Origin of the sequence: Parahoeflea alexandrii (assembly GCF_027214025.1) — a bacterium.
Taxonomy (GTDB): Bacteria; Pseudomonadota; Alphaproteobacteria; order Rhizobiales; family Rhizobiaceae; genus Hoeflea; species Hoeflea alexandrii_A.
The window spans coordinates 316,915-343,072 of the sequence record NZ_JAPWHB010000006.1 but is presented as its reverse complement, the minus strand read 5'-3'; the positions used below and the strand labels follow the sequence as shown (position 1 = coordinate 343,072).

The 26,158-nt window shown below is 63.9% G+C and carries 25 protein-coding genes; 8 read left to right on the top strand and 17 right to left on the bottom strand.

What is annotated here, in order from left to right:
• Nucleotides 1–102: 102 nt before the first annotated feature.
• From O4H62_RS20815 to O4H62_RS20780, 8 genes are all read right to left on the bottom strand, one after another.
• Nucleotides 103–1,773 carry a bifunctional protein tyrosine phosphatase family protein/NAD(P)/FAD-dependent oxidoreductase gene (locus O4H62_RS20815; protein WP_269390756.1) on the bottom strand — a complete coding sequence of 557 codons (1,671 nt, stop codon included), beginning with the start codon at nt 1,771–1,773 and terminating at the stop codon, nt 103–105.
• 56 nt (nt 1,774–1,829) lie between these two features.
• Nucleotides 1,830–2,714, bottom strand: coding sequence for an MBL fold metallo-hydrolase (locus O4H62_RS20810; RefSeq protein WP_269390754.1), 885 nt, complete (start codon nt 2,712–2,714; stop codon nt 1,830–1,832).
• Nucleotides 2,715–2,815: 101 nt separating this feature from the next.
• Nucleotides 2,816–3,256, bottom strand: a complete 441-nt coding sequence (locus tag O4H62_RS20805) for a DUF6691 family protein (RefSeq protein WP_269390753.1) — start codon at nt 3,254–3,256, stop codon at nt 2,816–2,818.
• A gap of 3 nt (nt 3,257–3,259) precedes the next feature.
• A complete protein-coding gene (locus O4H62_RS20800) occupies nt 3,260–3,685 on the bottom strand; it encodes a YeeE/YedE family protein (protein ID WP_269390752.1) in 426 nt (141 codons plus the stop codon).
• Nucleotides 3,686–3,867: 182 nt separating this feature from the next.
• Nucleotides 3,868–4,914 (bottom strand): polyphosphate kinase 2, encoded by a 1,047-nt coding sequence (gene ppk2, locus O4H62_RS20795; protein WP_269390751.1) that lies wholly within the window; start codon nt 4,912–4,914, stop codon nt 3,868–3,870.
• 112 nt (nt 4,915–5,026) lie between these two features.
• Nucleotides 5,027–6,172, bottom strand: coding sequence for a benzoate/H(+) symporter BenE family transporter (locus tag O4H62_RS20790; RefSeq protein WP_269390749.1), 1,146 nt, complete (start codon nt 6,170–6,172; stop codon nt 5,027–5,029).
• A 74-nt stretch (nt 6,173–6,246) separates the two neighbouring features.
• Nucleotides 6,247–6,693, bottom strand: coding sequence for a type II 3-dehydroquinate dehydratase (gene aroQ, locus O4H62_RS20785; protein ID WP_269390748.1), 447 nt, complete (start codon nt 6,691–6,693; stop codon nt 6,247–6,249).
• 101 nt (nt 6,694–6,794) lie between these two features.
• Nucleotides 6,795–8,237 carry a helix-turn-helix domain-containing protein gene (locus O4H62_RS20780; protein ID WP_269390747.1) on the bottom strand — a complete coding sequence of 481 codons (1,443 nt, stop codon included), beginning with the start codon at nt 8,235–8,237 and terminating at the stop codon, nt 6,795–6,797.
• 134 nt (nt 8,238–8,371) lie between these two features.
• On the opposite strand from O4H62_RS20780, the gene O4H62_RS20775 reads away from it, so the two are divergent.
• From O4H62_RS20775 to scpA, 7 genes are all read left to right on the top strand, one after another.
• A complete protein-coding gene (locus O4H62_RS20775; protein ID WP_269390745.1) occupies nt 8,372–8,950 on the top strand; it encodes a biotin transporter BioY in 579 nt (192 codons plus the stop codon).
• Nucleotides 8,950–10,482, top strand: coding sequence for an acyl-CoA carboxylase subunit beta (locus tag O4H62_RS20770; protein WP_269390744.1), 1,533 nt, complete (start codon nt 8,950–8,952; stop codon nt 10,480–10,482). Before O4H62_RS20775 ends, O4H62_RS20770 begins: the two co-directional genes overlap by 1 nt.
• Before the next feature lie 28 nt (nt 10,483–10,510).
• Nucleotides 10,511–10,906 (top strand): (R)-mandelonitrile lyase, encoded by a 396-nt coding sequence (locus O4H62_RS20765; RefSeq protein ID WP_269390743.1) that lies wholly within the window; start codon nt 10,511–10,513, stop codon nt 10,904–10,906.
• A gap of 125 nt (nt 10,907–11,031) precedes the next feature.
• Nucleotides 11,032–11,952, top strand: a complete 921-nt coding sequence (gene yghU, locus O4H62_RS20760) for a glutathione-dependent disulfide-bond oxidoreductase (RefSeq protein ID WP_269390742.1) — start codon at nt 11,032–11,034, stop codon at nt 11,950–11,952.
• A complete protein-coding gene (locus O4H62_RS20755; RefSeq protein WP_269390741.1) occupies nt 11,952–12,329 on the top strand; it encodes a hypothetical protein in 378 nt (125 codons plus the stop codon). The genes yghU and O4H62_RS20755 overlap by 1 nt, the downstream gene beginning before the upstream one ends.
• A 138-nt stretch (nt 12,330–12,467) precedes the next feature.
• The gene (locus tag O4H62_RS20750; RefSeq protein ID WP_269390739.1) at nt 12,468–14,474 is read left to right on the top strand and encodes an acetyl-CoA carboxylase biotin carboxylase subunit; all 2,007 of its coding nucleotides are present in this window, start codon (nt 12,468–12,470) and stop codon (nt 14,472–14,474) included.
• Nucleotides 14,471–16,609 (top strand): methylmalonyl-CoA mutase, encoded by a 2,139-nt coding sequence (gene scpA / locus O4H62_RS20745; protein WP_269390738.1) that lies wholly within the window; start codon nt 14,471–14,473, stop codon nt 16,607–16,609. The genes O4H62_RS20750 and scpA overlap by 4 nt, the downstream gene beginning before the upstream one ends.
• Before the next feature lie 73 nt (nt 16,610–16,682).
• On the opposite strand, the gene O4H62_RS20740 is transcribed toward scpA, so the two are convergent.
• The 7 genes from O4H62_RS20740 to O4H62_RS20710 all read right to left on the bottom strand — a co-directional run bounded on the left by O4H62_RS20740 (nt 16,683) and on the right by O4H62_RS20710 (nt 24,201).
• Nucleotides 16,683–17,747: a dipeptidase gene (locus tag O4H62_RS20740; RefSeq protein WP_269390737.1), complete on the bottom strand. Its 1,065-nt coding sequence runs from the start codon at nt 17,745–17,747 to the stop codon at nt 16,683–16,685.
• Between the two features lie 11 nt (nt 17,748–17,758).
• Entirely contained in the window at nt 17,759–18,529 is a 771-nt protein-coding gene (locus O4H62_RS20735; protein ID WP_269390736.1) for an ABC transporter ATP-binding protein, read from the bottom strand.
• A gap of 10 nt (nt 18,530–18,539) precedes the next feature.
• Nucleotides 18,540–19,367, bottom strand: coding sequence for an ABC transporter ATP-binding protein (locus O4H62_RS20730; RefSeq protein ID WP_269390734.1), 828 nt, complete (start codon nt 19,365–19,367; stop codon nt 18,540–18,542).
• Entirely contained in the window at nt 19,364–20,287 is a 924-nt protein-coding gene (locus O4H62_RS20725) for an ABC transporter permease (protein ID WP_269390733.1), read from the bottom strand. The genes O4H62_RS20730 and O4H62_RS20725 overlap by 4 nt, the downstream gene beginning before the upstream one ends.
• Nucleotides 20,284–21,348: an ABC transporter permease gene (locus O4H62_RS20720; protein ID WP_269390730.1), complete on the bottom strand. Its 1,065-nt coding sequence runs from the start codon at nt 21,346–21,348 to the stop codon at nt 20,284–20,286. Before O4H62_RS20720 ends, O4H62_RS20725 begins: the two co-directional genes overlap by 4 nt.
• Nucleotides 21,349–22,908, bottom strand: coding sequence for an ABC transporter substrate-binding protein (locus tag O4H62_RS20715; RefSeq protein WP_269390919.1), 1,560 nt, complete (start codon nt 22,906–22,908; stop codon nt 21,349–21,351). It abuts the gene before it with no gap.
• A gap of 297 nt (nt 22,909–23,205) precedes the next feature.
• Nucleotides 23,206–24,201, bottom strand: a complete 996-nt coding sequence (locus O4H62_RS20710) for a YeiH family protein (protein ID WP_269390729.1) — start codon at nt 24,199–24,201, stop codon at nt 23,206–23,208.
• Here O4H62_RS20710 and O4H62_RS20705 point away from each other — a divergent pair.
• Nucleotides 24,200–24,418, top strand: a complete 219-nt coding sequence (locus O4H62_RS20705; protein ID WP_269390728.1) for a hypothetical protein — start codon at nt 24,200–24,202, stop codon at nt 24,416–24,418. The genes O4H62_RS20710 and O4H62_RS20705 overlap by 2 nt on opposite strands.
• On the opposite strand, the gene O4H62_RS20700 is transcribed toward O4H62_RS20705, so the two are convergent.
• Complete coding sequence (locus tag O4H62_RS20700) at nt 24,408–25,403, bottom strand: alcohol dehydrogenase catalytic domain-containing protein (protein ID WP_269390727.1); 996 nt, start codon at nt 25,401–25,403, stop codon at nt 24,408–24,410. The genes O4H62_RS20705 and O4H62_RS20700 overlap by 11 nt on opposite strands.
• Complete coding sequence (locus O4H62_RS20695; RefSeq protein ID WP_269390725.1) at nt 25,400–26,158, bottom strand: SDR family NAD(P)-dependent oxidoreductase; 759 nt, start codon at nt 26,156–26,158, stop codon at nt 25,400–25,402. Before O4H62_RS20695 ends, O4H62_RS20700 begins: the two co-directional genes overlap by 4 nt.

Below are 26,158 nucleotides of genomic sequence, written 5' to 3'. Positions count from 1 at the left end.
GTCCTTGCGGTGTACGCTACGCAATAGTCTCGTATTAGGTCGGCCTCCCAGCGGCCTCGCTGGACCGCCGGACAGGCAATATCAGAATGCGGTTCCGTCAGTTCAGCCGACGACTTCCGGCTTGGCCATCCATTCCTTGCCCCTGAGCATGGCCTTCCAGTAGATCGGCGGCAGAATGCGTTCCTTGAGCAGCCAGGACAGCCGGCTCGGCCTTGTGCCGTCGATCAGGAAACCGGGGAAGCTCGGCAGCAACTTGCCGCCATAGCCGAACTCGGCGAGCACGATCTTGCCGCGCTCCACCGTCAGCGGGCAGGAACCATAGCCGTCGTAGTGGGCAATGCCGCTGGCGCGACCCATGTCGGCGAGAACGTTGTTGGCAACCACCGGGGCCTGCTTGCGGGCCGCGGCGGCGGTCTTGGCGTTGGGGGCATTCATCACGTCGCCCAGCGACCAGATGTTCTCGAAGCTCTTGTGGCGCAGGGTGGTCTGATCGACGTCGACCCAACCGGCCGCATCGGCGAGCGGGCTCACACGAATGAAATCAGGCGCTGTCTGCGGCGGAACCACATGGATCATGTCGAAGGATTTCTCGACAATCTCCTTGTTGCCGCTGGCGTCGGTGACCGAGAACCAGGCCTTTTTCGCCGGGCCGTCGATCCTGACCAGATTGTGCATGAAACTGAGGTGGGCATTGTACCTGGCGATGTACTCCTCAAGCGCCGGCACATAGTCCTTGACGCCGAACAGCACGCCGCCGGCATTGCAGAACTCGATGTCGATGTCCTTGAGGTTGCCGGACTTGTACCAGTGATCGCCCGAGAGATAGAGCGCCTTCTGGGGCGCGCCGGCGCATTTGATCGGCATCGGCGGCTGGGTGAAAATCGCCTTGCCCGACTTCATGCCCTTGACCAGCTTCCACGTATAGGGCGCCAGATCGTAGCGGTAGTTCGACGTCACACCATTGCGACCGAGGGTCTCGGGAAGGCCTTCAATGGCGTCCCAGTCGAGCTTGAGACCGGGAGCGACGATCAGACGGTTGTAACGCACCACCCGGCAGCCATCGAGGATGAGCGCATTGTTGGCAGGCTCAAAGGCGGCAACCGCGGCCTTGATCCAGGCCACGCCGCGCGGGATCAGCGATCCCATGGTGCGGGCGGTGACTTCGGGTTCGAAGATGCCGCCGCCGACCATCGTCCATCCGGGCTGATAGTAGTGCACGTCCTGCGGGTCGATGATGGCGATGTCGAGATCGGAAGCGCGGGCGAGCAGGCTCGACGCCACGGAAATACCGGCCGAACCGCCGCCGATGATGACAATGTCATGGGAGACGTCGGCGACATCGGTCGGCGTCCTGCCGCCATTGGCGATGCGGCGGACGACGCCCGACATGTCGTATCCGGCGGCCTTGGTGGTCGCAAGTATTGTGGGCAAGGGCGTGCCGCGGGCGCCCTCGGCCAGGGCCCAGAGCGTGGTCGACCGGGTTCCGGTGCGACAATAGGCCAGCACCGGACCCGGAAGATCGGACAGCGCCGCATCGAACCTGCCGGCATCCTCGTCGGCCACCCGACCGGGAACCACGGGCATGTAATGGGCCTCGAGACCGGCGGCGCGCGCGGCCTTGTCGATCTCGGCAAAGGTCGGCTGGTCATTGCCCTCGCCGTCGGGCCGGTTGCAGATGATCGAGCGGAAGCCCGCCATCTTCAACTCGACCATGTCGTCCGGGGCGATTTGCGGGCTCACCGAGAGGCCGCGGTTGATCTTCCTGATGTCCATTGCTGTCTCATCCAATCCGTGGTTACGGCCTGTCCGCGCATGTGCGGCGCGGCCCGTCAAAGTGCGTTGACGGGTACCTTCAGCATTGCGCGTCCGTCCTTGTCGGTCGGGATGTCGCCGGCACGCATGTTGACCTGCAGCGACGGGATGATCAGCCTCGGCATCGCCAGTTGGGCATCGCGCTCGGTGCGGAACTTGATGAACTCCTCGCGGCTCTTGCCGCCACCGACATGGATGTTGTGGGCCTTCTCATCGCCGACGGTGGTTTCCCACTGGATATCGCGACCGTTCGGGCCGTAATCGTGGCACATGAACAGGCGCATCTCGTCGGGCAGCGCGAGGACCTTCTGGATCGAGTCATAGAGCGTGCCGGCATCGCCACCGGGGAAATCGGCACGGGCCGATCCGCCATCGGGCATGAACAGCGTGTCGCCGACAAAGGCGGCGTTGCCCATCACATGCACCATGCAGGCCGGCGTGTGGCCGGGCGTATACATGGCAAAGGCCTGCATCGTGCCGATCCGGTAGGTGTCGCCATCCTTGAACAGGGCGTCGAACTGCGAACCGTCGCGCTGGAACTCGGTGCCTTCGTTGAAGATCTTGCCGAAGGTGTCCTGCACGACCATGATCTTGTCGCCGATGCCGATCTTGCCGCCCAGCTTCTCTTGGATATAGGGGGCAGCGGAGAGATGGTCGGCGTGAACATGGGTCTCGATGATCCATTCCAGCGTGAGGCCGTTTTCCCTGATGTACTCGATCATCCTGTCGGCGTGGCCATAGGTGATGCGGCCTGCCGCGTAATCGATGTCCATGACGGAATCGACGACGGCGCACGACTTCGAGGCCGGATCCTTGACGACATAGCTGATGGTGTTGGTGTCGGGATCAAAAAAGGCCTTGACCTCGGGTGTGACCGACATGTCCACCGGATAGTTCGACATTGTATCATCTCCTCTTTTCATAAGGTCTGCTTGCACTCCGCCCGATGCGGCGGCGATCGTTTCGGATTGCCCGGGCCACGCCAGGTGGCCCGGATTTTCGTTCAAAATGCCTTGGCAGGCTTGTGGCGCAGGCCGTCGATCGAACGGGCCAGCACGATGCCGATGATCATGGCGCCGACGAAGGCGATGACGGGCAAGCCGCCGAAACCGAGCGCCGGGATGGCGCCGCCGGGACAGAAGCCGGCAATGCCCCAGCCGATCCCGAAGACGGCCGAGCCCCCGATCAAGCGGGCGTCGATGGTCTTGTTGATCGGCAGATGGAAATCTGCATCGAATACGGGTTTCTTGCGTGCGCCGAAGACCACCAGGTAGCCGATCGCCGTGGTGATCAGGGCTCCGCCCATCACGAAGATCAGGCTTGGATCCCAGCTGCCCGCGACGTCGAAGAAATTGAGAACCTTTGCCGGATTGGCCATGCCGGAAATTGCGATGCCAAGTCCGAAGATCGCGCCGATTAGTGCGGAGACAATGAATTTCTGCATGGCTCAGATCTCCGCGATGTGCCGGACGACATAGACGGTCAGTCCGGTGAAGATCATGAAGGTGATCGTCGCGGCGATCGATCGCGGCGACAGCCGCGCCATGCCGCAGACGCCGTGTCCCGAGGTACAACCGGCGCCGTAATAGACGCCAACACCGACGATCAGACCACCCAGCGCCAGCAAAGGCAGCGACACCGGAACCGCGTAGGGAATTGCTCCGCCGGCCGCCAGAAAGACCACCGGGCCGATCACCGCACCTGCAAGGAAGGCAATCCGCCAGGGCCAGTCGGTCGAAAAGGGCGGGATGATGCCGGTCATGATGCCGGTCATTCCGGCGATGCGGCCATTGAACATCATCAGCAAGACCGCCGATATGCCTATCAGGACACCGCCGGCCAGCGACATCCAAGGCGTGAATTCTGTTTCCATCGTTGCTTCCCTCCTAGATCAGGCCGATTCCCAGCCGCGGCGTCGTTGCGCCTGACTCACATATATATAAGCGATTTTCCATATTCAAGAGGTTATATATATTTGCAGACCCGGAATCTTCACGCAAAAAAGCGCCGCGATTGCGGCGCTTTCCGAGCTGCGGGAACAGGGGATGTTTCGACTTAGACGGCGGACATCTTCGGCTTGCGGACATCCGGGTGCAGGGTCTTGCCCAGAATGTGATCATCGGTGCCGATGACATGGCTGCTCGATCCGACGATCAGCCGGTCGGGATGATGCACGACCAGATGATCCTTGTTCGGATAGGGAAGGCTCGATAGGAAGTGCTTCATGCAGTTGAGCCGGGCGCGCTTCTTGCAATCGGACTTGACGATGGTCCAGGGCGCGTCGGCGGTGTCGGTGTAGAAGAACATCGCCTCCTTGGCCTCGGTATAGTCGTCCCACTTGTCGAGCGAGGCCTTGTCGATGGGAGACAGTTTCCACTGCTTGAGCGGGTCCTTCTCGCGCTCGCCGAAGCGCCTGAGCTGTTCGCCTTGCGTGACCGAGAACCAGTACTTGAACAGCAGGATGCCGGAGCGGGTCAGCATGCGCTCGATCTCGGGCGCCTCGCGCATGAATTCGAGATATTCGGTGGGCGTACAGAAACCCATGACCCGCTCGACGCCGGCGCGATTGTACCAGGAGCGGTCGAACAACACCATTTCCCCGGCCGCCGGCAGGTGCTCGATATAGCGCTGGAAGTACCATTGCGAGCGCTCGCGATCGGTGGGCTTGTTGAGGGCAACCACACGAGCCGTGCGCGGGTTGAGATGCTCCGTGAACCGCTTGATGGTGCCGCCCTTGCCGGCGGCGTCACGGCCTTCGAACAGCATCACCACCTTCTGCCCGGTTTCCTCGATCCAGCGCTGGGCCTTGAGCAGTTCGACCTGAAGTTTGGCCTTTTCCTGTTCGTAGGCCACACGGCGCATCCTGGTCTTGTAGGGATAGACACCCTGCTCGAACAATTGCGCGATGGCAGCATCGTCCTTGCGGATTGCCGCCGTGTTCAGTCGCGGTTTTGCAGCGGCGGCGGCTTCGCCCTCAGCCATCGCGCCATCAACCATCACGACATCGGCGCCGGTGCCGTCAACAGGCTTTTGCTCGGCAACCTCGGGAGCTGCGTCCGCGCCATTGGGTTTTGTGTTCAGTTCGCTCTTGACGTCCGTCATTCCGACCCCTCTTCGATTGAAGAAATAAATATGACTCCAAATCGCTCCGGGGGCTTTGACTCGCGTCAAACCGCATCAAATATATTTGTTGCCACTCGTGCCGCCCAAACAATCAGCGTGGCTTGAGGTGATCCATGAGATGGACGATGAGGCCTGCGAGCAGACCCCAGAAGGCCGCGCCGATCCCAAAGGCTGCAACACCGGAGGCCGTGACCGCGAACGTCGCGGCGGCTGCGAAACGGGTCGCCGGCAGTTCGAAGGCGGAGACCAGCGCGCCGATCAGCGGCGGGACCAGGGCGAGACCGGCAACCACGGCAATGATTTCGGGCGGCATCGCCAGGATGGCCGGCACGATGACCGGACCGGACAGGCCGAGCGTGATCCAGACCAGCGCATAGACCAGCCCCACCTTCCAGCGCTGGTTTCGGTCGGGATGGACATCGTCGCCGAGGCAGATGGCAGCAGTGATCGCCGCCATGTTGATGGTGTGGGCGCCAAACAGCGCGAAGAAGGCGGAGAGAATGCCGGTCACGCCGAGCGCTTCGGTGACCGGCGGCTCGTAGCCGTTGGCGCGCAGCACGGCAAAACCGGGCAGGTTCTGCGAGGCCATGGTGACAAGATAGAGCGGCACTCCGAGGCCGAGAAGCACTGCAGGATCGAACTCCGGACGGACAAAGCTCAGCGATGTCCAGTCGACATCCATGGAGGGAAGCGGCGCTCCGGCAATGGTGAAGGCGATGAGCAGCCCGGCGATCAGCGCCGCCAGAACCGCCATCAGCGGATGGACCATCCGCACGATCAGAAAGACCGCAATCAACGGCAGCACCAGAACTGCCTCATTGGCCGCATGCAGGGCGACGGCCATCGAGAAAGGCAGCAGCACACCGGCGAGCATGCCCGAGGCGACACCTGTGGGAATGGCGTTGACGGCACGGTTGAGCGGGCGGATGGCGGCGGTCAGGGCGATCAGCAGGCCGGCGAAGATGAACGCACCGACGGCCTGGTGGATATCGACCCCGGTGGAGGCGGCGATCAGGGCCGCGCCCGGCGTCGACCAGGCGAGCACCACCGGTACCTTCTTCCAGGAACTCAGCAATGCCGATCCGATGGCCTTGGAAAAGCAGATCGCCGCCACCCAGGATGCGGTCTGCCCGGCATCGGCGCCGACGGCGGCAGCGGCCGCAAGCACCAGCGCGATGGTCGAGCCGTAGCCGACAAGGGCTGCGACCAATGCGGCGGAAATCATCGAAACAGGCACTTTGACGCTCCGTGAATATGAAGGCGGAAAACCACTTCAACCCAGCGTGAAGGGCAGATCGCTCAGCCGGCCGCTCAGTTTGTGGCGGCCACCAGACGGGCAACCCGGTCGATCGCCAGCAGATAGCCTTGCGTGCCGCAGCCGGCGATGACGCCGTCGGCGCGCAGCGACACATAGGAATGGCGGCGGAATTCCTCGCGCTTGTGCACATTGGAAATGTGGACTTCCATCACCGGGCCTTCAAACGTGTTGAGCGCATCGAGGATCGCGATGGAGGTGTGGGTGAAGGCGCCGGGATTGATGACGATGGCTGCGCCGTCTTCGCGGGCCTCGTGGATCCAGTCGATCAGCTGGTGCTCGGCGTTGGATTGCAGAAACCGGACGCCGAGTCCGTAGCTTTCGGCCTGGCTCAGGCAGGCGGTCTCGACATCGGCCAATGTCTCGTGGCCGTAGATTTCCGGCTGGCGCTTGCCCAGAAGATTGAGGTTCGGTCCGTTGAGGACATAGATCGTGCCGGTCACCGGGTCTGCCTTTCGCTGAGAGTCAGGTCGCTTGCCCCCTGAAACGGGGCGATGCGAATTCCTAGCCCGAGCGGATGACATGCCGCAAGCCTTGCCGGCGATCATTCCAATCCGTAGGGCACTGTTTTGCGGGTGTTGGGATCGACCACCAGGCGGCGCTTGAGCGGCGGGACTGCGCGCTGATGGCAATTGCGGCGCTCGCAGATCCGGCAGGAGACGCCGATCGGCTCGAAGGCCTCGGCGCGGGCGATATCCAGATCATCGGCATAGACCAGCTCGCCCGCATGCGCCACCTCGCAACCGAGCGCCAGCGCGTAGGACTGCACCGGATCCCGCCAGCCGCCGGATGGCTTGGAGACCGCGGTGGCCAAACAGAGATAGCGCACACCATCGGGCGTCTCGGCCAGTTGCCTTATGATGCGGTTCGGTGTCTCGAAGGCCGAGTGCGCGTTCCACAACGGGCAGGCCGAACCGAAGCGGGCAAATTGCAGCTTGGTGGCGGAATGACGCTTGGTGATGTTGCCGGCCTTGTCGACCCGGGCGAAGAAGAACGGTACGCCCTTCTGCCCCGGCCGCTGCAGGGTGGAGAGGCGGTGCGCCACCTGTTCGAGGCTGGTCGAAAACCGATCCGCCAGCAGCACCAGGTCGTGGCGCAGTTCGCGCGCCGCGGCGCTGAAGGCGCCATAGGGCAGAATGGCGGCGCCGGCAAAGTAATTGGCAAGGCCGATGCGGCAGATGCCGGCGGCGTCGGCGGAACGGAAGCGGGCCTCGTCGATGATCCGGGTCATCACCGCGTCATGCTCGATCAGCGCGATCTGGCAGGCAATCTGGAAGGCTTGCGTCGAGACCGGCGTGCGCCGATTGAGCCAGAGCACGCGGCTGACCGGATCGAAACGGCGCAGACCGCCGCCACCGGCATCGCCCTGCCCTGCCCCCGGTTCACCGCCGGCGCCGATCACCACGCGCACCCGGTGGCGGCGCTCGATGTGATCGGCCAGCGCCTTGAGACTGACGCCGCGGCTTTTCGCCAGCTCCCGGCTCAGCGCCTCACCGGCGAGGTCGAGTTCGTGGATGTAGTTGTCGACGTAATGGAAGAAGTCGCGGACCTCTTCGTAAGGCGTCGGCTCGCTCAGGGCGCCGGAGCGTTCCAGCGTCTCGTCGAGTTCGGCGAGCTGGTCGCCAGATCGGCGCATGGCCTGATGCAGCGACAGGAAGGCGCGGGCAAAGGACGGGGCGTTCTGCACCACCAGCTTGACATCGGTCAGCGACGGCTGCGCCCCGCCCGACACCGGATCGGCGAGCGCCTCGGAAACATCGGCAAGCAGCCTGTCGCTGTCCTGGTCCGACAGCGTGGTGATATCGACGGAGAAGGCTTCGGCCAAGGCCAGCAGCACCGAGGCGCTGACATGGCGCTGGTTGTTCTCGATCTGATTTAGATAGCTGGTCGAGATGCCAAGCTTCTGGGCAAAGCCGGCCTGGGTCAGGCCGTGTTCGCCGCGAATGGCGCGGATCTTGCCGCCGATGAAGAGCTTGCGTGCGCGCATGGATATTCGCAACTTTGCAAAATTGCAGTTGCAAACATTGCTAGTGCAACATGCTTACCTTTTCAACCCTGTCGCAGGACGTTCATTCGCGCTACCACCGTCCAATCAATTCCCGGTTTCACGGAGTGTCCGCCTTGACCCTTTTTGCCACCCTGACCGCCACCCGGCCCGAAAAGCTGGCCATCGCAAGCCTTGTGGCCATTGCCGGCTCCGTTCTGCTGACGCTGTCGGCGAAGATCTCCATCCCCTTCTACCCGGTGCCGCTGACCATGACGACCTTCGTCGTCATCGGCCTGGGGCTGGCGCTGGGGTCGCGGCTCGGTTCTGCTGCGGTGGCGCTGTATCTGGTCCAGGGCGCGCTCGGCCTGCCGGTGTTTGCCGGAACGCCGGAAAAGGGCATCGGGCTTGCCTACATGATGGGACCGACCGGCGGCTATCTGTTCGGCTACCTGCTGGCCGCGTTTGCCGCCGGCACGCTGGCGGAGCGCGGCATGGACCGCTCGCCGCTGACCGCGTTCCTCGCGGCGCTGATTGCCAGCGCCATCATTTATGTGCCTGGATTGCTGTGGCTCGGGGCGCTGTTCGGATGGGACCAGCCGATCCTTGCCTGGGGGCTGACGCCGTTCATCCTGGGGGATGCAACCAAAGCAGCCTTGGCAGCGATTGTATTTCCGGCAACATGGGCGATGATTGCCAAAAAGGGAGGCCTGTGATGCGGGAGATAATAGAAGAAGTTGAACACCGGCGCGAACAGGCCCGCCTTGGCGGTGGCCAGAAGCGCATCGACGCGCAGCACGCCAAGGGCAAGCTGACCGCGCGCGAACGGCTGGACGTGCTTCTCGACGAGGGATCGTTCGAGGAATACGACATGTACAAAACCCATCGCTGCACCGATTTCGGCATGGAGGCCCAGGTGTTTCCGGGCGATGGCGTGATCACCGGCTGGGGCACCATCAACGGCCGCCCGGTCTATGTCTTCAGCCAGGACTTCACCGTGTTCGGCGGCTCGCTGTCGGAGACCCATGCCGAGAAGATCTGCAAGGTGATGGATCTTGCCGTCCAGAACGGCGCGCCGCTGATCGGGCTCAATGATTCCGGCGGCGCGCGCATCCAGGAGGGCGTGGCCTCGCTTGGCGGCTATGCGGAAGTTTTCTGGCGCAACGTGCAGGCCTCGGGCGTGATCCCGCAGATCTCGGTGATCATGGGCCCCTGCGCCGGTGGCGCCGTCTACTCGCCGGCGATGACCGACTTCATCTTCATGGTCAAGGACACGAGCTACATGTTCGTGACCGGCCCGGACGTGGTCAAGACCGTGACCAACGAGATCGTCACAGCGGAAGAACTCGGCGGCGCCTCGACCCACACCAAAAAGTCTTCGGTCGCGGACGGAGCCTACGACAACGACGTCGAGGCGCTGATCGAGATCCGCAGGATGTTCGATTTCCTGCCGCTGTCGAGCCGCGAAGCCCCGCCGGTGCTGCCCACCGCGGACGCGCCCGACCGGATCGAGAATGCGCTCGACACGCTGATCCCGGACAATCCGAACAAGCCCTACGACATGCGCGAGGTGATTGCCCGGGTCGGCGACGAGGGCGATTTCTTCGAGATCCAGGCAAACCACGCCAAGAACATTCTCTGCGGCTTCATCCGGCTCAACGGCTCGACCGTCGGCGTCGTCGCCAACCAGCCGATGGTGCTGGCCGGCTGCCTCGACATCGATTCGTCGAAGAAGGCCGCGCGCTTCGTGCGCTTCTGCGACGCCTTCAACATCCCGATCCTGACGCTGGTCGACGTGCCGGGCTTCCTGCCGGGTGTGAGCCAGGAATACAACGGCATCATCAAGCACGGCGCCAAGCTCTTGTTCGCCTATGCCGAGGCCACCGTGCCGAAGGTCACCGTGATCACCCGCAAGGCCTATGGCGGCGCCTACGACGTGATGGCGTCCAAGCACATCCGCGCCGACATCAACTACGCCTGGCCGACGGCGCAGATCGCGGTGATGGGCGCAAAGGGCGCGACCGAGATCCTCTACCGCTCCGAGCTTGGCGACCCGGACAAGATCGCCAGCCGCACCAAAGATTACGAAGACCGCTTCGCCAACCCGTTCGTCGCCGCCCAGCGCGGCTTCATCGACGAGGTGATCATGCCGCACTCGACGCGCCGCCGGGTGGTCCGTGCCTTCGAGATGCTGAAGACCAAGAAGGTAACGCAGCCGCTGCGCAAGCACGACAACATTCCGTTGTAAATCGCCGCGACCTCGGGAGGAGCACACCATGAAGATCACACGTGCAGGATCGACGCCCTCGGCCAAGGGGCCGGATGATTACTTCACCGGCACCGTCAGGCTCGACAAGCTGTTTGCGGCGGAGGCGCCGGGGCGGGTTCAGGGCGCGGCGGTGACGTTCGAGCCGGGCGCACGCACGGCCTGGCACACGCATCCGCTGGGGCAGACGATCATCGTGACATCTGGGCTCGGGCGGGCGCAGCGCGAGGGCGGTGCGATCGAGGAGATCCGGCCCGGCGACGTGGTCTGGTTCGAACCGGGCGAGAAGCACTGGCACGGTGCATCGCCTGAGGTGGCGATGACCCATCTCGCCATCCAGGAGGCGCTGGACGGGGTTGCCGTGACGTGGCTCGAGCAGGTGGAAGATGCAGATTATCTTGGCTGATACGACTTCGGACGGGCACTCACGGCTATTTGACAGTCTGTCCCGGGTAAAGGGCGGCTGCAATTTTCCGGCCTTCGGCCTATATGGTTCGGTGAGACAATTCTCGCCAACAAGGAACCTTTTTCATGACTGATGACACCACATTCCCGCCCGAGAAGAATTTTCCCGCCGGCTATCAGCCTGCCAAGGTGTGGGAATGGAAGCAGGGCAATGGCGGCCGCTTCGCCAATATCAACCGGCCGATCTCCGGCCCGACGCATGAGAAGGAACTGCAGGTCGGCAAGCATCCGCTGCAGCTCTACTCGCTGGCGACGCCGAACGGCGTCAAGGTCACGATCATGCTGGAGGAGCTGCTGGCCGCCGGCCACAAGGGTGCGGAATACGACGCATGGCTGATCAATATCGGCGAAGGCGACCAGTTCGGGTCGGGCTTTGTCGACGTCAATCCGAACTCGAAGATCCCGGCAATGGTCGACCATTCGACGCCGGAACCGACACGGCTGTTCGAAAGCGGCTCGATCCTGCTCTATCTCGCCGAGAAGTTCGGCGCCTTCCTGCCGAAGGATCCGAAGGGCCGTACCGAAGCGCTCAACTGGCTGTTCTGGCAGATGGGTTCGGGTCCGTTCCTGGGCGGCGGCTTCGGGCATTTCTATGCCTATGCGCCGATGAAGATCGAATACGCGATCGATCGCTTCGCCATGGAGGTCAAGCGCCAGCTCGACGTGCTCGACAAGCAGCTTGCCAAGAACGAGTTCATCGCCGGATCGGAATACTCGATCGCCGACATGGCGATCTGGCCATGGTACGGCACGCTGATGCAGGGCCATGTCTACAATGATGCGGCCACCTATCTCGACACCGGCATCTATACCAACCTGAAGCGGTGGACCGACCAGATTGCCGGGCGCCCGGCAGTCAAGCGGGGGCGCATGGTCAACCGGGCCTTTGGCGACCCGTCGGAGCAGTTGCCCGAGCGCCACGACGCCAGCGATTTCGAACTTCGCACCCAGGACAAGCTCGACGCCCAGAAGGAAGGCAAGGCCTGATGGCAAAATTGCCTGAAATGACCAAGCATCGCGGGATCCCGTCCGGCCTGCCCGGCACGGGGTTCCAGTTCACCATCCGCCGGGCGAACCCGCGCGGGGTTTCGCCGATCATCAACCGCCGCCGCATGGCGGACCGAACGGCGACGGAGAAACTCGCCGACGCGGCGTTCCTGCATGCGCTGTGGCACCGGTTCGGCGACGAACCGTTCGAGCGCGGCAATCTCGATGCGGGGCGGATCAGCTGGCTGTTCGGACGCGAGATCGTGCCCGCCGAAGAGCCCTTCGATCCGAAATCCTACACGGCGCTGCTCAGGATCGACGAACGCGCGGGGCGGGCGAGCTATCCCGCAGCATTCGAGGATGTGCTCGAAGTCTGAAGACAATGGCTCTCCCCTTCGATGGGGAGGGCCGACAACGGGCCTCCGCACCAGCGGCGGCAACAATACCCCGGGCACGGCCCGGGTGAAACGACTGGAAGTCATGGGCCATCGGCCCATCAGCGGGGGTAGAAGTGCATGTTTTCCAAGATCCTCATCGCCAACCGTGGTGAAATTGCCTGCCGGGTCATCAAGACCGCGCGGGCAATGGGCATCAAGACTGTTGCCGTGTATTCGGATGCCGACCGCGATGCGGTGCATGTGGCGATGGCCGATGAGGCGGTGCATATCGGGCCTCCTCCTGCCAACCAATCCTACCTGATCGCCGAGAAGATCATCGCCGCGTGCAAGGAGACCGGCGCGCAAGCCGTGCATCCGGGCTACGGGTTCCTGTCCGAGCGGGCCTCGTTCTGCGAGGCGCTGGAAAGGGAAGGCATTGCCTTCATCGGCCCGAAGGTCAAAGCCATCGAGGCGATGGGCGACAAGATCACCTCGAAGAAGATCGCCGCCGAAGCCGGCGTCTCCACCGTGCCCGGCCATATGGGGCTGATCGACGACGAGGCGCATGCGGCGCAGATCGCCGCCGAGATCGGCTATCCGGTGATGATCAAGGCTTCGGCCGGCGGCGGCGGCAAGGGCATGCGCATCGCATGGAACGACGCCGAGGCGCGCGAGGGCTTTTCGCGCTCGAAATCGGAGGCCGCAAGCTCGTTCGGCGACGACCGGATCTTCATCGAGAAATTCATCGAGGAGCCGCGCCACATCGAGATCCAGCTGATCGCCGACAGTCACGGCAACGCGATCTATCTCGGCGAGCGGGAATGCTCGATCCAGCGGCGGAACCAGAAGGTGGTGGAAGAGGCCCCCTCGCCCTTCCTCGACGCGGAAACCCGCAAGGCGATGGGCGAGCAGTCGGTGGCGCTGGCAAAGGCCGTGGATTACCAGTCGGCCGGCACGGTGGAATTCATCGTCGACAAGCACCGCAAGTTCTATTTCCTTGAAATGAACACGCGGCTGCAGGTCGAGCATCCGGTGACCGAACTGATCACCGGCGTCGACCTGGTCGAGCAGATGATCCGGGTGGCCGCCGGCGAGAAACTGCCCTTCACGCAAGCCGATGTGAAGCTCAATGGCTGGGCGGTGGAAAGCCGTCTCTATGCCGAGGACCCCTACCGCAACTTCCTGCCCTCGATCGGCCGGCTGACGCGCTACCGGCCGCCGCAGGAAGGGGTGACCGACGGCGTCACCATCCGCAACGACACCGGTGTGACCGAGGGCTCGGAAATCTCGATGTTCTACGATCCGATGGTGGCGAAGCTCTGCACCCATGCGCCGACCCGGCTCGAGGCCATCGACGCCATGGCCGACGCGCTGGACCGGTTCGAGGTCGAGGGTATCGGCCACAATCTGCCGTTCCTGTCGGCGCTGATGCAGCATCCGCGCTGGCGCGAGGGGCGACTGTCGACCGGCTTCATTGCCGAGGAATATCCCGACGGCTTCGGCCCGGTGCCGCCCAATGATGCGACCGTCGAGCGCTTTGCCATCGCGGCGCTGCTGCTCAGCCACATCTCGGGCGAGCGCAATGCAAAAATCTCCGGCGCGCGGTTCAGCCAGGCGGAGAAACGGGCGCACGAGGACAAGGTGGTCCGCATCGCCGGCCAGGAGATCACCGGGCATATCGACGATACCGACGACGTCTACATGGTGCGCCTGCCCGGCCGAGAGCCGATGGCGGTGGCGACCGACTGGATGCCCGGCGCGAAGCTGGCGATCTTTGACATCGATGGCACGATGCATGCGATCAAGGTGGAGCCGGCCGATGCCGGATGGCGGTTGAGGCAGCTGGGCGTCGATGTGCGCGTGCAGGTGTTTTCCCCGCGCGTCGCCGAGCTCGCCCGGCTGATGAAGGAAAAGGTGGCGCCCGACACGTCGAGCCTGCTGCTCTGTCCGATGCCCGGCCTGATCGTCTCGATCGCCGTCAACGAGGGCGACGAGGTGCAGGAGGGCCAGACGCTGGCCGTGGTCGAGGCGATGAAGATGGAAAACGTGCTGAAGGCAGAGCGCAAGGGTGTGGTCTCGCGCATTCCGGTGAAAGCCGGCGACAGCCTCGCCGTCGACGAAATCATCATGGAGTTCGCGAAATGAGCAAGACCACCCGCGACTGGCTCGAGCTTGCCACGAAGGATCTCAAGGGCAAGCCGGTCGAGAGCCTGAACACCGAGACGCCGGAAGGCATCACGCTGAAGCCGCTCTACACCGCCGAGGACCTGCCCGAAAGCGCGGCTGGCGAGCTGCCGGGCTTCGCGCCGTTCACCCGCGGCGTACGCTCGACCATGTATGCCGGCCAGCCCTGGACGATCCGTCAGTATGCCGGCTTCTCGACGGCGGAGGACTCCAACGCGTTTTACCGCAAGAACCTCGCCGCCGGGCAGAAGGGCCTTTCGGTCGCCTTCGACCTTGCCACCCATCGCGGCTATGATTCCGACCATCCGCGGGTCACCGGCGATGTCGGCAAGGCCGGTGTGGCGATCGATTCGGTCGAGGACATGAAGATCCTGTTCGACGGCATTCCATTGGGCGAGATGAGCGTGTCGATGACCATGAACGGCGCCATCATCCCGGTGCTGGCGATGTTCATCGTCGCAGGCGAGGAACAGGGCGTCGAGCGCAAGGCGCTCACCGGCACGGTGCAGAACGACATCCTCAAGGAGTTCATGGTCCGCAACACCTACATCTATCCGCCCGAGCCCTCGATGCGGATCGTGGCCGACATCATCGAGTTCACGGCCGCCGAAATGCCGAAGTTCAACTCGATCTCGATTTCCGGCTACCACATGCAGGAAGCCGGGGCGACGCTGGCGCAGGAACTGGCCTACACGCTGGCCGACGGCATGGAATATGTCCGTGCGGCGCAGGCCAAGGGGCTTGATGTCGACGCGTTTGCCGGCCGGCTGTCGTTCTTCTTCTGCATCGGCATGAACGTGTTCATGGAAGCCGCGAAACTGCGCGCGGCGCGTCAGATGTGGTCGAAGATCATGACAGACTTCGGCGCCAAGTCGGAGCGCTCGAAGATGCTCAGGACCCATTGCCAGACCTCGGGCGTGTCGCTGACCGAACAGGATCCGTACAACAACGTGGTCCGCACGGCGTTCGAGGCGATGGCGGCGGTGCTCGGCGGCACCCAGTCGCTGCACACCAACTCCTTTGACGAGGCGATCGCGCTGCCGACGGAATTCTCCGCCCGCATCGCCCGCAACACCCAGCTGATCCTGGCGCACGAGACCGGGATCACCAATGTCGTCGACCCGCTCGGCGGCTCCTATTACGTCGAGAAGCTGACCGCAGATCTCGCCGAAAAGGCCTGGGAGCTGATCGCCGAGGTGGAGGCGCTGGGCGGCATGACCAAGGCTGTCGAGCAGGGCCTGCCGAAGATGCGGATCGAGGAGGCAGCGGCAAGACGTCAGGCGCGGATCGACCGGGGCGAGGATGTGATCGTCGGGGTCAACCGGTTCCGGCTGGCCGACGAGCCACAGGTCGACATTCTCGACATCGACACCGACAAGGTGCGCGCCGGCCAGATCGCCCGGCTGAAGAAGATGCGCGACAGCCGCGATCCGAAGGCGCACGAAGCGGCGATCGCCGCACTCGAGCAGGTGGCGAAATCAGGCAAGGGCAACCTGCTCGCAGCCGCGGTCGACGCGGCGCGGGCCCGGGCTTCGCTGGGCGAGATCTCCGACGCCATGGAACGCGGTTTCGGCGGCCGCCACCACGCGGTGACCAAGGTGATCGGCGGGGTCTACGAGGATGTCTATCACGACGATCCGGAATACCAGGCGATCCGCTCGCGCATCGCTGACTACACCGCCGACAAAGGCCAGGCGCCGCATGTGCTGGTAGCCAAGATGGGCCAGGACGGTCATGACCGCGGCGCCAAGGTGATCGCCACGGCGTTTGCCGACATGGGCTTCAAGGTCAATCTCACCGACATGTTCGAAACGCCGGCGGAAGTCACCGACAAGGCCATCGCGCTTGGCGTTGACGTGGTCGGCGTTTCCTCGCTCGCCGCGGGCCACAAGTCGCTGGTGCCCGAACTGATCACCCGGCTCAAAGACAAGGGCCGCGACGACATCCAGGTGGTGGTCGGCGGCGTGATCCCGGAACAGGACTACGCGTTCCTGCGCGAAAAGGGCGTCGCCGAGATCTTCGGCCCGGGCTCGAACGTGCTCGATGCGGCGAATGCCGTGCTGGCGCGGATCTCGGGGCTAAAGCGGAACGTGTGAGCCCCCTCATCCGTCAGCTGCGCTGACACCTTCTCCCACGAGGGGAGAATGGAGGGGCGGCACGGCGGTTGGCTCAGCTTCCCCAGGTCCGCTCCAGTAGCGATACCCAGTTCTTTCGGGCGATCTTTTCGATCAGCGCCTCGCCGTACTGGCGTTCGCGCATCTGGTCGATCAGCGCCTGAACGCCGGTGACGTCGCCGATGACGTCGGGGAGTTCGGCGCCGTCGAAATCGGAGCCGAAGCCCAAATGGTCTTCGCCGAGCGTTTCAACGAGGTGATCGAGGTGGCGCATCACCGGGTCCCAGCCGCAATCGGTTGCCTTGCGACCGTCCTCGCGAAGAAACACGGTGGCGTAGTTGAGGCCGACCATGCCGCCGCTCTCGCGGATCATCCCGAGCTGGCGGTCGGTCAAGTTGCGGGTCGAGGGCGTGACCGCATGGGCGTTGGAATGGGTGGCGACCAGCGGAGCGTCCGAAAGGCTCGCGACATCGTCGAAGCCCTTCTCGTTCAGGTGCGACAGGTCGATCATGATCCTGAGTTCGTTGCAGGCCCTGACCAGCGCCTTGCCGGCGTCGGTGAGGCCCGGGCCGGTGTCCGGATCACCGGGGAAGCGGAACGGGACGCCGTGACCAAACACGGTCGGACGGCTCCAGACCGGGCCGAGTGAACGCAGGCCCATGGCGTGGAAGGCGTAGAGCGCATCTAGATCGGGGTCAATGGCTTCCGCGCCCTCCATGTGCATGATTGCGGCGATGGTGCCGGTTTCCATGCAGACGCGGAGGTCGGCGGAGTTGCGGCAGATCTTCAGCGCGCCCCGGGAGGCCCGCTCCATCCACATCAGCAACGCCGCCATCTGCAAGGCGGTCGACTGAGCTTCGCTCGCGGTCATCAGGTCAGGCAGGGGCAGATCATAGGGCGGCGCGTCCATCATCGCCTGATAATCGGGTTCATCGTCCTCGTGCGGCGAAGGAATGTAGATGGCGAAGAAGCCGCCGGCAAAACCGGCCTTCTTCATCCGCGGCAGATCGAGATGGCCCTCCTGGCCTTCTTCAAGCCAGAGGGCTTCGCGGCGTTCAGGCTCGCGCAGCAGGCGCAGCAGGAAATCATTGTGGCCGTCGAAAAATGGCATTGTCGCCATGGCTGGCTCCATCAGCGCTGAACGGCGGGATCCCGGGTGAACCCCTCGCTCGCCGTCAGCAGGTTGCGGGTGTAGTCCTCGGTCGTAGCATGGGCCTGCAGAGCCTCGCGGGTCAACTGCTCGACCACCTCGCCGCCCTGCATCACCACCAACCGGTCGCACATGTGCGAGACGACGGCCAGATCGTGGCTGACCAGAACATAGGTCAGGCCACGCTCGGCGCGCAGCCGGTCGAGCAGATTGAGAACCTCGGCCTGGATCGAGGCATCGAGAGCCGATGTCGGCTCATCGAGCAGGATCACTTTCGGCTCCAGGATGAGGGCGCGGGCGATGGCGACGCGCTGGCGCTGGCCGCCGGAGAGCTGGTGCGGATAGCGGAAGCGGAATCCCGACCCCAGGCCGACATCCTCGAGCGCCTGTTCGACCCGGTGCTCGGCGTGGTCAAAGCCATGGATGGCGAGCGGTTCGGAGAGCACGCGGTCAACCGTGTGGCGGGGATGCAGCGAAGCATAGGGATCCTGGAACACCATCTGGACGCGGCGGTAGAAGGCCGGGTCTCGCGGCGTCTGCACAGGCTCACCGGCAATGCTGATCCGGCCGCCGGTGACCGGCGCCAGGCCGCACAACGCGCGCAGCACGGTGGACTTGCCGGAGCCGCTCTCGCCGACGATGCCGAAACTCTCCTCTTCGCCCACGGCGAGCGACACGCCCTTGAGCGCACGCACCTGCCGGCCGCTGCCTTCAAAGGTGACTTCAAGGTCTTCGATATCGATAAAAGCCATCAGGGCGCTCCTACTCGAGCCAGGCATCGTCGCGCGCCAGCACGGGCAGCGGGCGGCTGTCGCCGGTGATGGTCGGCAGGCAGTTGAGCAAGCCCCTGGTGTAGGGGTGCGTGGCCTCGTTCATCCTCCGGGCGTCAAGTTCCTCGACCACCCGGCCGGCATACATGACCAGCACCCGGTCGCAGAAGGTCGAGACCAGCCTCAAGTCATGGCTGATGAAGATCAGCCCCATGCCGCGCTCGGTGACCAGGCGGTCGAGAATGCGCAGGACCTCGATCTGCACCGTCACATCGAGCGCCGAGGTCGGTTCGTCGGCGATCAGCAGATCGGGTTCGGTGACCAGCATCATGGCGATCATGGCGCGCTGGCCCATGCCGCCGGAGAGTTCGTGCGGATAGGCCGCCATCACCCGTTCGGGATCGCGGATCTGCACGGCCTCGAGCATGGCGATCGACTTGTCGTGCGCCTCGGACTTGCCACCGTGCAGCTTGACCGCCTCCATCAGCTGGCGGCCGATGGTCATCACCGGGTTCAATGAAAATTTCGGGTCCTGCATCACCATCGACATGCGCGCGCCGCGAAGCTTGCGCCATTGCCTGGTGCTGGCGTTGCGCAGATCGACACCGTCGAATTCCAGCCGGTCCGCGGTCGCGGTTCCCGAGACCGGCGTCAGCCCGAGGATGGCGCGGCCGGTCTGGGACTTGCCGGAGCCACTCTCGCCGACGATGCCGAGCCGTTCGCGGCCCAGACTGAAACTGACGCCGCGCACCACCTCGACCGGCCCCTGGCGCGAAGGGAAGGCAATGCGCAGGTTCTCGACCGACAGCAGCGGGCTCATTTTTCGGCCTTCGGATCAAGCACGTCGCGCAGGCCGTCGCCGAGCAGGTTGAAGCCGAGCGAGACGGTGAAGATGGCAATGCCGGGCATGGTCGCGACCCACCAGTAATCGATGATGAAACGGCGGCCGCCGGCGATCATCGCGCCCCATTCCGGCTGCGGTGGCTGCGCGCCGAGCCCCAGGAACCCGAGGCCGGCGGCGGTGAGGATGATGCCGGCCATGTCGAGGGTGACGCGGATGATCACCGAGGACAGGCAAAGCGGCACCACGTGGCCCCAAATGATGCGCCCCGAGGAGGCACCCTGCAGGCGGATCGCGTCGATGTGATCGGCGTTGCGGATGGTCAGCGTTTCGGCGCGCGCCAGCCTTGCATAGGGCGGCCAGGAGGTGATCGCGATGGCGATGATGGCGTTCTCGATCCCGGGTCCCAGCGCGGCGACGAAAGCCAGCGCCAGGATCAGCCGCGGAAAGGCCAGGAAGATATCGGTGATCCGCATCAGCACGGTGTCGACCCAGCCGCCGAAATAGCCCGAAACGGTGCCGACCAGCAGGCCGATCGGCGTGGCGATGATGGCGACCAGCGCCACCACCATCAATGTCAGCCGCGCGCCGTGGACCACCCGGCTGAAGATGTCGCGTGCCAGGTCGTCGGTGCCCATCAGGTGATCCATCGACGGCGGCAGCAGCCGCATCGTCCTCAGGTCACCGCCCAGCAGCGGATCATAGGGCGCGATGACATCGGCAAAGATGGCGACAAGCACCAGCAGAAGCACAATGGCGAGGCCGATCATACCGAGCCGGTTGCCGGTGAACAGCAGCCAGGTGCGCCAGGCCTGGCCGAGACGGGCCTGGCGGCGCGAGGCCGGCTGTTCGGTCTGCAGCCATTCACTGAGGCTCTGGCGGGAGGCGCCGATGCTCATGCCCGCCTCCTGACCCGGGGGTCGAGCACGGTGTAGAGGAAATCCGAAAGCAGGTTGAGGCCGACAAAGATGATGCCGATCAGCAGCGTTCCGCCCAGCACCGCGTTCATGTCGGCGTTCTGCAGCGAGTTGGTCAGGTACTGGCCGAGGCCGGGCCAGGCAAAGACGGTCTCGGTCAGCACCGAGCCTTCCAGCAGGCTGGCGTAGGACAGGGTGACAACGGTGACCAGCGGCACGGCGGCGTTCCTGAGCGCGTGCACCCAGATGATGCGCCATTCGGCGACGCCCTTGACCCGGGCGGTGACGACATATTCCTGCGCCAGTTCGTTGAGCATGAAGCTGCGGGTCATCCGGGCGATATAGGCCATCGAGAAATACCCGAGCAGCGAGGCGGGAAGCGCGATGTGCGAGACGACGTTGCGGAACGCGCTCCATTGGCCCTGCATCGCGGTATCGATGAGAAACAGGCCGGTGGTCGGCGTGAACCCATATTCATAGGAGATGTCGATACGGCCCGGGCCTGCGACGATGCCCCATTTGGCGTAGAACACCAGAAGGCCGAGCAGGCCGAGCCAGAAGATCGGCGCGGAATAGCCCATCAGGCCGACGATGCGCACCACCTGGTCGACCAGCTTGCCCTGCCGAACCGCGGCCCAGACGCCGACCGGAATACCGAACAGCGTGCCGATCAGGATCGCCACCGTTGCCAATTCGAGCGTGGCGGGAAAGGCCCGGGCGATGTCATCGATGATCGGTTTCTTGGTCAGCATGCTTTGACCGAAATCGCCGGTCACCGCCTTTTCGACATAGAGGCCGAACTGCACGTAGAGCGGACGGTCGAGACCGAGCTCGACAAAAGCCTTGTCGTAGGTCGATTGCGAGGCACGGTCGCCGACGACGGCAAGCACCGGGTCGACCGGTACCACGCGGCCGATCAGGAAGGTGACCACAAGCAGGCCGAAAATGGTGACGGCAATGGTGGCAAGCAGCCGTATGGTCTTGCCGAGGAAAGCCGGAAGGGCGCGGGAGCGCCCTTCCGCGAGAGCGTTTGCCACAGACACTTACTTGGTCACGGCCTTGAACGAGTTGTCGTTGAACGACGGGCCGACGACAAAGCCCTCGACGTTCTTGCGACGCGCCAGAACCTCGATCTCCTGGAACATGATAACAAACGGAGATGTCTGCTGATGCTCCGTCTGGAGATCGACATACATCTGCGCCCGCTTGGCCGCATCGGCTTCAAGGATCGCCGCATCGGCCTTCAGCGTCATTTCCGGGATGTCCCAGGCATTGCGCCAAGCCAGCGGCTTGGAGGCGGCATCATCGGAGTTGTCTGGGTTGCGGGCAAAGGTATCGGCATTGGTGTGCGGATCCTGATAGTCCGGCCCCCAGCGGCCGATATAGATGTCGTGATTGCGGGCACGGTACTTGGTCAGCGTCTGCTGGCCGTCGCCCGGGATCAGTTCCATCTTGATACCGGCCAGCGCCATGGTCTGCTGGATGGCCTGGCCCATCGCGGTGATTTCAGGCGTGTTGCGGGTGTCCATGGTGACGGTGAAACCGTCGGGCAGGCCTGCTTCGGCAAGCAGTTCCTTGGCCTTTTCGACATTGAGCGAGAACGGCGTGTCCTCAAGAGCACCCAGGAAGCCGCGCGGCAGGAACGCCTGATGCGGGATCACCTTGCCCTTCATGATGGTGTCGGCAATAGTGGCGTAATCGACCAGATACTTCATAGCCTGGCGGACCTGCGGCTTGGCCAGGTTCTCGTTCTTCTGGTTGAGCCCGAGATAGTAGATCGATCCCTTGACGCCGCTCTCGACGACGATGTCGGGATTGTCGGACAGCGCGGTGATTTCCTCGGCGCCGACATTACGGGCAATATCGATGTCGCCCTGCTCGAGCAGCAGGCGCTGGGTCGCGGTTTCCGGGATATGGCGATAGATGGCGCGCGCCATCGGCGGGGCTTCGCCCGAATAATTGTCGTTGCGTTCCAGCACGATGGCTTCGTTCGCACGCCAGTCGCGAATGGTGAAGGCGCCCGAACCGGCATAGTTGGTCTTGAGCCAGTTGTAGCCGAAGTCGCCGTCAGCCTCGTGGCTCTTGACCAGTTCGCTGTCGACGATAAAGCCCACCGTCGATGTCAGGCAATACAGAACCAGCGTCGGCGCATAGGCCTTGTCCATCTCGAATTCGAAGGTCATGTCGCCGGTTTTGCGGATCATCGCGTCAACATTGTCGGCACTCAATCCGAACTGGGTGAGGATGAAGGCCGGCGACTTGTCGAGCTTGATGGCGCGCTGAAGCGAGTAAACCGCGTCCTCGGCGGTGATCGGATTGCCCGAGGCAAACTTCATGCCGGGACGAATAGTGAAGGTGAAGGTCTTGCCGTCGGCGGAGACTTCCCATTTTTCGGCAATCACGCCGAAGATTTCCGAGACATCCTTGACGTTGTAGCCGATCAGCCCCTGATAAGCGTTGCCCAGCACCTCGGAGGCGCTGAATTCGAAGACCTCCGCCGGATCGAGCGTGATGATGTCGTCGATCGCCCATGCCTGGACCAGCGTATCGGGCGGCGTTTCCGCTTTCGCGGTCACCGGCGCCAGTGCAGCGGCGGTGCACATCAGCGCGACTGCCACGAATTTTTGAACGTGTTTCACAACAAAACTCCCAGGTAAACGTGTTCCCGAATGAATCCTTGCGGGGGCAGGCTTTCTGCCTTGTCACCCTGCGGATACTGCATTGAGGTCACAGCCCAAGGGGACTGTCAAGCGTGCTGGCGGGAGGCGGTTGAAGCAGCAATCCCGCGCTGCCACGCGAATGGCGGGAAAAGCCTATACCCCGACAACGGCGAAGCCTCCGGTCAGATAGCTCGTTGTAATGGCTTGAACAATCGAAACCGGGTCCGGCTCGGGTCGGGGTCAGATGCCTGCCAGGCCAAAAGAAACCGCAGCCCAGGCCAGGGCCAGCAGAAACACCGTTTCCAGCACGATGACGGCAACATGGCGCCAGCCCAGATCCATCATGGCTTTCATGTTGGTGCGCACCCCGAGCGCCGAGATGGCGATGACCAGAAACCATGAAGACGCATCGACCAGCAATGCCGCGACAGCAGCCGGGATCAGGCCGATGCTGTTGGCGATGGTGACGGCGCCGAAGCCGATAACAAACAGCGGCAACCGCACCTGGGAAAACCCGGTTCCACGCCGCGCCGTCGACAGCGCGACAATGATCAGCACCACCGGCAGAAGTGTGACGCGGAGCAGCTTGACGATGGTTGCGGTGTCGCCGGCCTCGGTCGAGATCGAGTATCCGGCGCCCACCACCTGTGCCACGTCGTGCACGGTTGCGCCGATCAGGAAGCCGCTTTGCTGGTCGCTCAGTCCAGCGAGGCCGAACAGCACCGGATAGATGATCATGGCGATGGTCGACAGCGTGGTGACGGCAACGACGGTGAACAGCACGTTGCGTTCGGTCTTGTCGTTGGCGGGAATCACCGCTGCCAGCGCCAGCGCCGCCGATGCGCCGCAGATGGCGACCGATCCACCGGTCAGGATGGCAAACCGCCATCCCCTTGAGAACAACCTGGCGCAGACGAAGCCGAAGCCGATGGTGAGCGCCATCAGGCTTGCCACCGTCACCAGACCCGAGGTCCCGATTCCGGCAATATCGCCCAGCGTGATTCGGGCGCCCAGGAGCACAATGCCAAGCCTGAGCAGCGTTTTGGAGGCAAAGACCACGCCTTCTGAGGTGCGTTCCTGGTCGGCCATGAAGTTGAAGGCCATGCCGATAAGCAGTGCGAACAGCATCACCGGCGCAGCATAATGCTCGGAGAGGAACTTCGCCGCCGCAGCGATGGTGAGAGCCAGCAGCAGACCGGGAAACAGGGTTTTAGCGCGCAAGGGTATATTCAACATGGAGGTTATCTATCCTGCTCTGCAGACCAACACTTCAAAAAACGATATCCGGCAAGACATTCCCGGCGAACATGCCACCAGGCTCCCCCCGCTTCGACCGGAGCTTAAGGGCCTTGTTACCGAAAAACTCAAGCCACCCCGGCAATTAAGGGGTGACTTCACGCATTGCAAAACGGCGGACGATGGCGCGCGGGCCGATCCCGCGCTCAAGGTTTGAGAATGATCTTGGGTGCTGCGGCCCGCCCGGCCAGGATATCGGCGAATGCCCCGGCTCCATCTTCCATGGCGCGCTCCTCGGCCCAGTCGAGACTGCCGAGACGGCCATCGAAGATAGCCGCAGCCGTCTCGCGAAAATCCTGCGGCGTGTAGGTGTAGGCACCAATGAAGGCGATCTCCTGCAGCGTGAGACGCCTTATATCAAGTCCGGCGGACGCGTCGCCCAATCCGATGTGGACAATGACGCCGCCTGGCCGGGCCGCACGGCTTGCCGTCGCCCGTGTCGCTGCAAAGCCGACACCGTCAATCACCAGATCGTAGCCGCCCGGATCCTCCGCCATGATCTCGTCGGGCGTGGCTATCCTGAAGGCGCCAGCAGATTTCAGGGCGGGAAGCCGACGCTGGTTGGCTTCGCTGACCGTGATGTCGGCGACGCCGTTGGCTCTCAGCGCCAGGGCAGCGCCAAGGCCGATTGCACCACCGCCGATAACAAGGCAGCGGGCGGCCGGCAAAGGCACCTCCCCGGCCCGCGCTCCCAACCGCACCGCGTGCCAGCCACAGGCCAGCGGCTCGGCGAGGCAGGCCTTCTCGAAGGAGACATGCTCCGGCATCTCGACCAGGTTATCCGCCGGAATGGCGATGTATTCGGCAAAGGCGCCCTGGCGCGGCGCCATCGACAGGATCTGACGCTTCACACAGAGATTGTTGCGCCCGGTCTTGCAGGCTCTGCACTTGCCGCAGGTGGCGAGCGGATTGACGGTAACCCGCCGGCCGGAGCCCGGGCCCTCGATGACGACGCCGGCGGCCTCGTGGCCGAGGATCAGCGGCGCCGGGCGGCGTTCGTCATGGCCGAGATAGGCGTGCATGTCGGAGCCGCAGATGCCGACCGCCTCGACCCGGACAAGGCATTCGCCTGACGGCAGATCGGGTTCGGGCTCGTCGCGCCAGACCAGGCTCTCGGGAGCCGTGTAGACAAGCGCTTTCATTTCGCGGTGTATCCCCCATCGACGAAAAGCAGCTGCCCCGTGACATAGGCCGATGCGTCGGAGGCCAGGAACAGCAGCGGTCCCTCGATATCGGCCATCTCGCCGTTGCGGCCGATGCAGGTGGCTGCCGCATGCATGGCGGACACCGACGGGTCGGCAAACACGGGGCCGGTCAGTTCGGTGTGAAAGAAGCCCGGCGCCAGCGCATTGGCGTTGATGCCGTCGCGCGACCAGGCCTCGGCCATGGCGCGGGTCATCTGCTCGACCCCGCCCTTGGAGGCGCCATAGGCGATGCCGTTGGTGAACGCCCGGCGTGATTGCAGCGAGGCGAAGTTGATGATCCGGCCCCAGCCCTTCTTGCGCATGCCCGGTACAAGCGCCTGGGCGAGAAAGAACGGCACCGTGAGGTTGAGCGCGAGGGTTTTCTCCCAGCCGTCAGGCGTTACCTGATCGGCCGACTGGCGCAGATTGAGGCCGGCGGCATTGACCAGGATGTCCGGTGGACCGAAGGGTTCCGCAGCCTTGGCTGCAATGGAAACGGGGTCCTCGCCGGAAGCCAGGTCGGCGGCAAGGCTGGCCGTCTGCCCCTCCGTCTCGGCGCGCCATTGTTCAAGCGAGTCCGCACGGCGCGCCAGCCCCACCACTCGGGCACCGGCCCGGGCGAGATAGGTCGCCGCCGCCCGCCCGAGCCCCGAACTCGCACCGGTGACGAGCGCGACGCGGCCCTTCAGTCCGAACAATGCATTGCCTTCCAT

Excerpts from the sequence above, each read along its gene's own strand:
- O4H62_RS20810 (WP_269390754.1), bottom strand. The coding sequence starts at position 2,714 with ATGTCGAACTATCCGGTGGACATGTCGGTCACACCCGAGGTCAAGGCC.
- yghU (WP_269390742.1), top strand. The coding sequence starts at position 11,032 with ATGACTGATGACACCACATTCCCGCCCGAGAAGAATTTTCCCGCCGGC.
- O4H62_RS20750 (WP_269390739.1), top strand. The coding sequence starts at position 12,468 with ATGTTTTCCAAGATCCTCATCGCCAACCGTGGTGAAATTGCCTGCCGG.
- O4H62_RS20705 (WP_269390728.1), top strand. The coding sequence starts at position 24,200 with ATGGAGGTTATCTATCCTGCTCTGCAGACCAACACTTCAAAAAACGAT.
- O4H62_RS20715 (WP_269390919.1), bottom strand. The coding sequence starts at position 22,908 with ATGTGCACCGCCGCTGCACTGGCGCCGGTGACCGCGAAAGCGGAAACG.
- O4H62_RS20730 (WP_269390734.1), bottom strand. The coding sequence starts at position 19,367 with ATGAGCCCGCTGCTGTCGGTCGAGAACCTGCGCATTGCCTTCCCTTCG.
- O4H62_RS20735 (WP_269390736.1), bottom strand. The coding sequence starts at position 18,529 with ATGGCTTTTATCGATATCGAAGACCTTGAAGTCACCTTTGAAGGCAGC.
- ppk2 (WP_269390751.1), bottom strand. The coding sequence starts at position 4,914 with ATGACGGACGTCAAGAGCGAACTGAACACAAAACCCAATGGCGCGGAC.
- O4H62_RS20700 (WP_269390727.1), bottom strand. The coding sequence starts at position 25,403 with ATGAAAGCGCTTGTCTACACGGCTCCCGAGAGCCTGGTCTGGCGCGAC.
- O4H62_RS20710 (WP_269390729.1), bottom strand. The coding sequence starts at position 24,201 with ATGTTGAATATACCCTTGCGCGCTAAAACCCTGTTTCCCGGTCTGCTG.
- O4H62_RS20815 (WP_269390756.1), bottom strand. The coding sequence starts at position 1,773 with ATGGACATCAGGAAGATCAACCGCGGCCTCTCGGTGAGCCCGCAAATC.
- O4H62_RS20740 (WP_269390737.1), bottom strand. The coding sequence starts at position 17,747 with ATGGCGACAATGCCATTTTTCGACGGCCACAATGATTTCCTGCTGCGC.
- scpA (WP_269390738.1), top strand. The coding sequence starts at position 14,471 with ATGAGCAAGACCACCCGCGACTGGCTCGAGCTTGCCACGAAGGATCTC.
- O4H62_RS20765 (WP_269390743.1), top strand. The coding sequence starts at position 10,511 with ATGAAGATCACACGTGCAGGATCGACGCCCTCGGCCAAGGGGCCGGAT.
- O4H62_RS20805 (WP_269390753.1), bottom strand. The coding sequence starts at position 3,256 with ATGCAGAAATTCATTGTCTCCGCACTAATCGGCGCGATCTTCGGACTT.
- O4H62_RS20755 (WP_269390741.1), top strand. The coding sequence starts at position 11,952 with ATGGCAAAATTGCCTGAAATGACCAAGCATCGCGGGATCCCGTCCGGC.
- O4H62_RS20695 (WP_269390725.1), bottom strand. The coding sequence starts at position 26,158 with ATGGAAGGCAATGCATTGTTCGGACTGAAGGGCCGCGTCGCGCTCGTC.
- O4H62_RS20725 (WP_269390733.1), bottom strand. The coding sequence starts at position 20,287 with ATGAGCATCGGCGCCTCCCGCCAGAGCCTCAGTGAATGGCTGCAGACC.
- O4H62_RS20770 (WP_269390744.1), top strand. The coding sequence starts at position 8,950 with ATGCGGGAGATAATAGAAGAAGTTGAACACCGGCGCGAACAGGCCCGC.
- O4H62_RS20800 (WP_269390752.1), bottom strand. The coding sequence starts at position 3,685 with ATGGAAACAGAATTCACGCCTTGGATGTCGCTGGCCGGCGGTGTCCTG.
- O4H62_RS20780 (WP_269390747.1), bottom strand. The coding sequence starts at position 8,237 with ATGCGCGCACGCAAGCTCTTCATCGGCGGCAAGATCCGCGCCATTCGC.